The sequence below is a fragment of the Nesterenkonia suensis genome, from assembly GCF_054782935.1.
In genome coordinates this window covers 57,790-64,312 of sequence record NZ_BAAGRN010000024.1, presented here as the reverse complement: position 1 = coordinate 64,312, position 6,523 = coordinate 57,790, and the positions used below count along the sequence as shown (strand labels likewise).

General features: G+C 67.5%; 6 protein-coding genes. 2 read left to right on the top strand and 4 right to left on the bottom strand.

Annotation, left to right across the window (positions count from 1 at the left end; all coding sequences use genetic code 11):
* The 4 genes from ACYVKI_RS13610 to ACYVKI_RS13595 all read right to left on the bottom strand — a co-directional run.
* The coding region (locus ACYVKI_RS13610) for a serine dehydratase beta chain (RefSeq protein WP_460690903.1) at positions 1-134 on the bottom strand (134 nt) is incomplete at its 3' end.
* Positions 131-1,333, bottom strand: coding sequence for an aromatic ring-hydroxylating oxygenase subunit alpha (locus ACYVKI_RS13605; RefSeq protein WP_460690899.1), 1,203 nt, complete (start codon positions 1,331-1,333; stop codon positions 131-133). The genes ACYVKI_RS13605 and ACYVKI_RS13610, both read right to left, overlap by 4 nt.
* 45 nt (positions 1,334-1,378) lie before the next feature.
* Complete coding sequence (locus ACYVKI_RS13600; RefSeq protein WP_460690898.1) at positions 1,379-2,581, bottom strand: NAD(P)/FAD-dependent oxidoreductase; 1,203 nt, start codon at positions 2,579-2,581, stop codon at positions 1,379-1,381.
* 14 nt (positions 2,582-2,595) lie between these two features.
* Positions 2,596-2,940 carry a bifunctional 3-phenylpropionate/cinnamic acid dioxygenase ferredoxin subunit gene (locus ACYVKI_RS13595; RefSeq protein WP_460690897.1) on the bottom strand — a complete coding sequence of 115 codons (345 nt, stop codon included), beginning with the start codon at positions 2,938-2,940 and terminating at the stop codon, positions 2,596-2,598.
* Between the two features lie 140 nt (positions 2,941-3,080).
* Here ACYVKI_RS13595 and ACYVKI_RS13590 point away from each other — a divergent pair, with 140 nt between their 5' ends.
* Both ACYVKI_RS13590 and ACYVKI_RS13585 read left to right on the top strand, forming a co-directional pair.
* Complete coding sequence (locus ACYVKI_RS13590) at positions 3,081-3,854, top strand: IclR family transcriptional regulator (protein WP_460690896.1); 774 nt, start codon at positions 3,081-3,083, stop codon at positions 3,852-3,854.
* A gap of 117 nt (positions 3,855-3,971) precedes the next feature.
* Positions 3,972-6,512, top strand: a complete 2,541-nt coding sequence (locus tag ACYVKI_RS13585; RefSeq protein ID WP_460690895.1) for a GcvT family protein — start codon at positions 3,972-3,974, stop codon at positions 6,510-6,512.
* Positions 6,513-6,523 lie beyond the last annotated feature (11 nt).

Genomic DNA, 6,523 nt, shown 5'->3' with positions numbered 1-6,523 from the left:
GCGAGCCCGCCCAGGCCCTCCCCCGCAGGCAGCTCCTCGACCACGAACCGCCGCGCAGCCCGCATCGGCCCCACCGTATGCGAGGACGAGGGACCGATCCCCACACTGAACAGATCAAACACACTGAGGGTCATCGAGACGCCTGTGCCACCGTCTGCTCGTCGCTGGCGGTCTTCGGGGCCCGCCAGCCCAGGGCTTCGTACCACCAGTCGTGGAATTCGCTGATGTGATGTTCGCTGGGCACCAGAGCCCCACCCGAGGCATAGACCCTCGAGGACATCGACGGCTGCGTCTGCTCGCAGGCCTCGAAGTCCTGTTGATTGACCCGGTGGAAGAGCTCCACAGACTTCGACACGTCCAGAGATCCTGCGCGAATCTGCTCGACCGCCTCAGGAAGGAACAGCCAGTCGCACTCGACGATCGTGCGGGACTCCGAGACAGGGAACATCCGGTGGATGATCACGTGATCCGGCACGGTGTTGATGAAGACCTGGGGCCGGACGGTGATCGCATAGTACTTCCGGTCCTGGTCCGGAGCGATGGTGGGCAGCTCCGAGACCCCGGAGGAGCCGTCGACGGTGAAGCCCTCGATGTCGGTGCCGAACGAGGCACCGTGGACTTCGCCGCCCTCACGCTGGGAGGCCAGCCCGTCGGCGAACTCAGGAATGACCTCAGTCAGCTCGGGGTGGATCGTGGCACAGTGATAGCACTCCATGAAGTTCTCGATGATGAGCTTCCAGTTGGCCTGGACGTCGTAGGTCTTCGTCTCACCACAGGCGAGATTCTCGATCCCGTAGTTGTCGATGGACTCCACCTCGCCGAAGCTGGTCCGGACCTCACCGAGCACGGCCTGGTCGAAGTCCGGAGGGACCTCAGCCAAGCAGACCCACACATACCCCAGCCACTCACGCACGTGGACCGGACGCAGCCCGTAGGCCTGGTTGTCGACATCGGGCATCGAGGTCAGGTTCGGTGCCGCGACGAGCTCGCCCTCCAGGGCGTAGGTCCACGCGTGGTAACCGCATTTGAGCGTCTTGCTGCGTCCTTCGCTCTCGGTGCAGACCCGCATGCCCCGGTGGCGACACACGTTGAAGTAGGCGGCGATGCCGGCCTTTCGAGTGCGGACCACGATGAGCTCCTCGCGGCCGACGGTGACCGTCTTCCATGAACCGGCCTGCGCCAACGCGTCGGCGCGCAGCACGCAGTTCCACTGCTTCTCGAAGATCTCCGTCTGCTCCTGGCTGAAGATCTCAGGATCGGTGTAGGCGTTCCCCGGCGGGGTGGACCGCAGCGAGGATCCGGGAAGGGGCTCGTCCAGGTGATCGATGATCATGGGTGCTTGCTCTTTCTTTCCTGGGGATCGGGACAGGGGTGGTGGTCAGGCCACCAGCACGTCCGCGGTGCGGACCTGACGCTGCTTGCGCCAGCGCTTGACCTCGCGGAGGCGGTTGAAGCCGAGGATGCCGACCTCGGCTCCGTCGCGCAGGTAGCTGATCAGCAGATCGGCAGTCTCGACGCTGCCGTCGAGCACCCGGACCTCATCCGCGTGGCTGATCCGACCTGCGGCTTGGATCTTCACGTCATACTGCTCCGACCAGAAATACGGCTCCTGGAACGGCGCCGGCGACGTTCCTGTCAGCGAGGCTGCGAGGATGCCCGCCTGTTCGACCGCTTCCTGCCAGTGGCCCACCGGACGCAGTCCGGAGGCCTGGGAGGCCCACTGCGCACAGTCCCCGGCCGCCCAGATGCCGGGCATGCCGGTGAAGCCGGTGTCATCGCAGAGGATGGCTCCGCTGGTGGGGTCGAGAGTGAGGACCCCGTCGCGCAGCCAGGCGGTGGCCGGTGTGGCGCCGATGGCGCAGATGACGATGTCGGCATCGATGGTGTGCCCGTTGGCGAGCACCAGCTCCTGACCGCCGGGGACGTCCCGGACGGAGTCGGCCCGACTCGCGGGTGCGAAGTTGACGCCGTGGCGCTCATGAAGCTTCCGCACGGCCTGTCCGACCGGGACTCCCAGCCTTCCGGTGCCCGGGTACTCCTCCCCGGCAGCCACTGTGACCTTGGCTGCTCCGCGCTCCACACAGGTGGCTCCCGCTTCGAGCGCCAGGAATCCTCCGCCGACGATGGCGATGCGCTGATCCTCGATGACCCTGCTGCGCAGCGCGACGGCGTCATCGATGTTCCGCAGGACGAAGGTAGCCTCCCCGGAGAGCGGCAGACGGCAGGCCTGCGCCCCGGTCGCGACGACCACGGCGTCGGCGGTGTGGAAGCGGCCGTCTGAGGTGTGGACGCCCAGCGGATACTCCGAGAGGTGCTGGGCGCTGGCACCGCCGAACCACGTCACATCGAGGGGGTTCTCGGGGTCGTCGAGCACCAGGTGGTCGAACCCGGCGGCTCCGGACAGGAACGCCTTGCTCAGCGCGGGCCGGTCATAGGCGGGGTGCAGCTCATCGCCCAGCACCGTGATCGGGCCCTGATGCCCGTTGAGTCGGGCACCGCGAGCCACGTGGTAGCCGGCGAGTCCGGCACCCACGATCAGCAGGTGGCCGTCCACCGGAAGCCCCGTTCCCTGCGAATTCATCGACATCTCCAACATCAGACGGTCACCCCCGGGGGCAGGTTCGGCGCTTCCTGGGACAGCTCGACGAGCACGTCGTCGCCGCGGACCTCGACCTGGTGGACTCGGACACCGCGCTTGGCGGGCGGCTGGTCGACGCCGCCGGTCAGCAGGGAGAAGGTGCTCTCGTGCAGGGGGCACTCCACCCGGCAGTCCTCCAGCCATCCGGCCGCCAGCGAGGCCTCCTGATGGGTGCAGGTGTCGTCGATCGCATGCACCTCGCCGTCCTCGGTCAGGAACACCGCGATCGGCGGAGTCACGGAATCAATACGCAGGCCCTCTCCTGGAGTCAGGTCCTGCAGGGAACAGACACGGACACTCATTTGCCATCACCACCGGTTTCACCTAGTGTTGCTTGTAGCGCAACATGATTTATAGTGCGCAACACGTTGTGTGATCCATACTTCACTGCCCGCCAAGGGCGGGTCAAGAGAATCGACCGAAGAATCTGCGAGAGATTTCCATGAGCTCCGAGAACCTCACCCGCATCCAGTCCGTGGACCGCGCCGCACAGATCCTCCGACTCCTCAGCGAGGAGCCGCACCTGACCATCACGGAGGTCGCCCGACAGCTCGATGTCCACCGCTCCACTGCATTCCGCCTGCTCGGCACGATGGAAGCCCATGGCCTGGTCGAACAGGAGCATGAGCGGGGAGCCTTCAGGCTGGGCATCACCCTGCTGCACATGGCCAACTCGGTGGCGGCCCAGATGGACTTCTCCAAGGATGCCCAGGCCTGCTGCGACGCACTGGCCGCGAAGCTCCAGGAGACCGTCAACGTGGCGATCCTGGATGACGGCCACGCCATGACCATCATCCAGGCCACCGACGACCAGATGCTCAGCGTCAGCCACCAGTACGTCGGCCAGCGCGGGCCCCTGCACGCCACCTCGACGGGGAAGATCCTGCTCGCCTTCGCCGGAGATGACGAGTTCGACCGGCTCATGGAGCGTGGACTGGACAGCTTCACCGGGATGACGATGACCGACCCGGAGGTGCTGCGCAGTGAGCTGAACACGGTCCGCCACCGCCGCTGGGCCTCTGCCGTCGCGGAATGGGAGCAGGGCATCAATGCCCTGGCGGTGCCCGTGCGCGGCAAGGACGGAGAGGTGGCCGCCGCCCTGTCGGTCACCGGCCCCTCCTTCCGCCTGCCGGAGTCGCGATTCTCCGAGCTGGCCGAGCTGCTCGCCCAGGAGGCCCGCGCCCTGGAGGTGCGCATGGGGTTCTTCGGCGGGTGACCCACCGCGCGGCTCAGGAAATCGCCGACGAAACCCCTTGTGTCGAGAAACACGTGTCTCCTAGTGTGGTTGCATCTAGAACATCCTGTTTCTTAATTTGCAACAGCTGGAGGATGAATGTCGCACCACACTGCTCCGCACGAATCCCGTGTGGTCATCATCGGCCTGGGAGTCGTCGGCGCCGCCGTCGCGGACGAGCTGATCCTGCGGGGCTGGAAGAACGTCACCGTCGTCGAACAGGGCCCTCTGTTCGAGACCGGCGGCTCCAGCTCGCATGCCCCCGGATTCGTGTTCCAGACCTCGCCGAACAAGGCGATGTGCGAACTCGCCCAGCGCACCCTGGACAAGCTCGACGGCGCCGAAGTCGACGGCCAGTGGGTGATGAAGCGGGTGGGCGGCCTGGAGCTGGCCACCACCCCGGAACGGGTCGACGAGCTGCGACGCCGACGAGACTTCGCCGATTCCTGGGGAGTCCCTGCACAGCTGCTGACTCCCCAGGAGGTCGGCGCCCTCTGGCCGGACCTGGACATCTCCACCGTGCTCAGCGCGCTCCACACCCCGACGGACGCCGTGGTCAAGGGGGTGCGCGCCGTGGAGTTCCAGGCGCGGCGCGCCCAGGACGGTGGCGCACGCCTGATCAGTGAGACGAAGGTGACCGGCATCCGACGGACGGGAGACCGCGTCACCGGGGTCGAGACCGTGCCGGTCGGCTCCGATGCAGAACCGGAGGTCATCGACGCCGACATCGTGATCACCTGTGCCGGCCTCTGGGGACCGAAGCTGGCGCGGGAGCTGCTCGGCATGGACATCCCGATGCTGCCGGTGGAGCACGGATTCGGCTTCAGCCATCCGGTGGAGTCGCTCTCCGGGCTCGACGACGCCACCGAGGTGGCCAGGCCGATGATCCGGCACCAGGACCACGGCATGTACCTGCGCGAGTGGGGCTCGAGGATCGCGATCGGCGCCTATGAGCACCGCCCGCTCCCGGTGGCGGACCATGAGATCGCTTCCCCCGAGGACATCCGCCGGCATGGCGGGCAGGCCTCGATCCACTCGTTCACACGTCAGGACTTCGAAGCCTCCTGGGTGGAGGCGCAGCGGCTCCTCCCCGAGCTGCGCGACTCCTCACTCGACGAGTCGCTGAGCTTCAACGGCATCTTCTCCTTCACCCCCGACGGCGGCCCCCTGATGGGCCCGGTGCCAGGCATCGAGGGCCTGTGGATGGCACAGTCCGTCTGGGTGACGCAGTCGGCGGGCGTCGGCGAGGTCGTCGCCGAGTGGCTGACCACCGGTGACCCGGGCATCGACACCCACGGACTCGACGTGGCGCGCTTCGACCCGCTGATGGTCTCGGAGAGATCCGCACGGGAATTGGGCGAGGAGACCTACGACGAGGTCTACGACATCGTGCACCCCCGGGCGACGACGCTGCGCCTGCGCGGACTGCGGACCTCTCCCTTCTATGAGCGGCAGCGGGGACGGGGCGCGGCCTTCAGCTCCGCCAACGGCTGGGAGCGCCCGCTGTGGTACGAGTCCAACGCCATGCTCCCGGACATGCGCCCGGCAGTGCCGATGCTCGGCGATGCCCCGCTGCCCACACGGGACCAGTGGTCGGCGCAGTTCTGGAGCCCCTTGGTCGCCGTGGAGGCTCGACGGCTGCGCGAGTCGGTGGGGCTGGTCGACATGTCCTCCCTGCCCCGATGGGAGCTCTCGGGCACCGGGGCCACCGAGTTCCTCGACGGCCTCGCCGATGACGGGCTGCTCAGCCGTCGTGTGGGCCGGACCGTGGGCAGCATCGTCTACGTCCTGATCCTCGACGACAACGGCGGCATCCTCTCGGACATCACGATCGCCCGGACCGCCGAGGAGACCTACCACATGGGCGTCAACGGCAATCTCGACGCCGCCTGGTTCCAGATGAAGATGCGGCAGCGCTCCTATGCGCTGCATCTGGCGGACGCCTCCTCCGGCTCCTGCGGACTGGGCCTGTGGGGCCCACAGGCCCGCGAGGTGCTGCAGGGACTCGTCGATGAGGACATCTCCCATGAGGCATTCCGCTTCTACCGCAGCCGTGAGCTGCATGTCGCCGGGGTCCCGGTGCTGGCGATGCGACTGAGCTACGTCGGGGATCTCGGCTGGGAGCTCTATGCCCCGGCCGAGTTCGGCCGGCACCTCTGGGACGTGCTGATCAGCGCCGGACGCCCCCATGACATCCTGCCGGTCGGCCGCCGCGCCTTCGAGAGCCTGAGGCTCGAGAAGGGCATGCGCCTCTGGGGGGCGGACATGACCCGCGAACACACGCCCCACGAAGCCGGCATCGAGTTCGCCGTCCGCGGCGCGGCGGCTGAGAAGCTCGCCGCGATCGGCGCCGACCAGCCGCGCCGCAGACTGGTCTGCCTGGTGCTGGATGACCCCGCGCAGGTGCTGATGGGTCATGAGCCCGTCTACGCCGCCGGCGGCGACGGCAGGCCGATCGGCTACATCACCAGCGCGGATCAGGGCTACATCACCGGGCACTCGATCGCCTACGCCTGGGTGCCTGTGGAGCACTCTGCCGCGGGCACCGAAGTCGAGGCGTCCTACTTCGGCCGCCGCTGCCGTGCCCGTGTCACAGAGGAGCCTCTGTACGACCCCAGCGCCTCACGCATGAGGTCTTGAAGCCTCTCCCC

What these genes read in the sequence shown, in the direction of transcription:
- ACYVKI_RS13605 (WP_460690899.1), bottom strand. Translation starts at nt 1,333, where the DNA reads ATGATCATCGATCACCTGGACGAGCCCCTTCCCGGATCCTCGCTGCGG.
- ACYVKI_RS13600 (WP_460690898.1), bottom strand. Translation starts at nt 2,581, where the DNA reads ATGAATTCGCAGGGAACGGGGCTTCCGGTGGACGGCCACCTGCTGATC.
- ACYVKI_RS13595 (WP_460690897.1), bottom strand. Translation starts at nt 2,940, where the DNA reads ATGAGTGTCCGTGTCTGTTCCCTGCAGGACCTGACTCCAGGAGAGGGC.
- ACYVKI_RS13590 (WP_460690896.1), top strand. Translation starts at nt 3,081, where the DNA reads ATGAGCTCCGAGAACCTCACCCGCATCCAGTCCGTGGACCGCGCCGCA.
- ACYVKI_RS13585 (WP_460690895.1), top strand. Translation starts at nt 3,972, where the DNA reads ATGTCGCACCACACTGCTCCGCACGAATCCCGTGTGGTCATCATCGGC.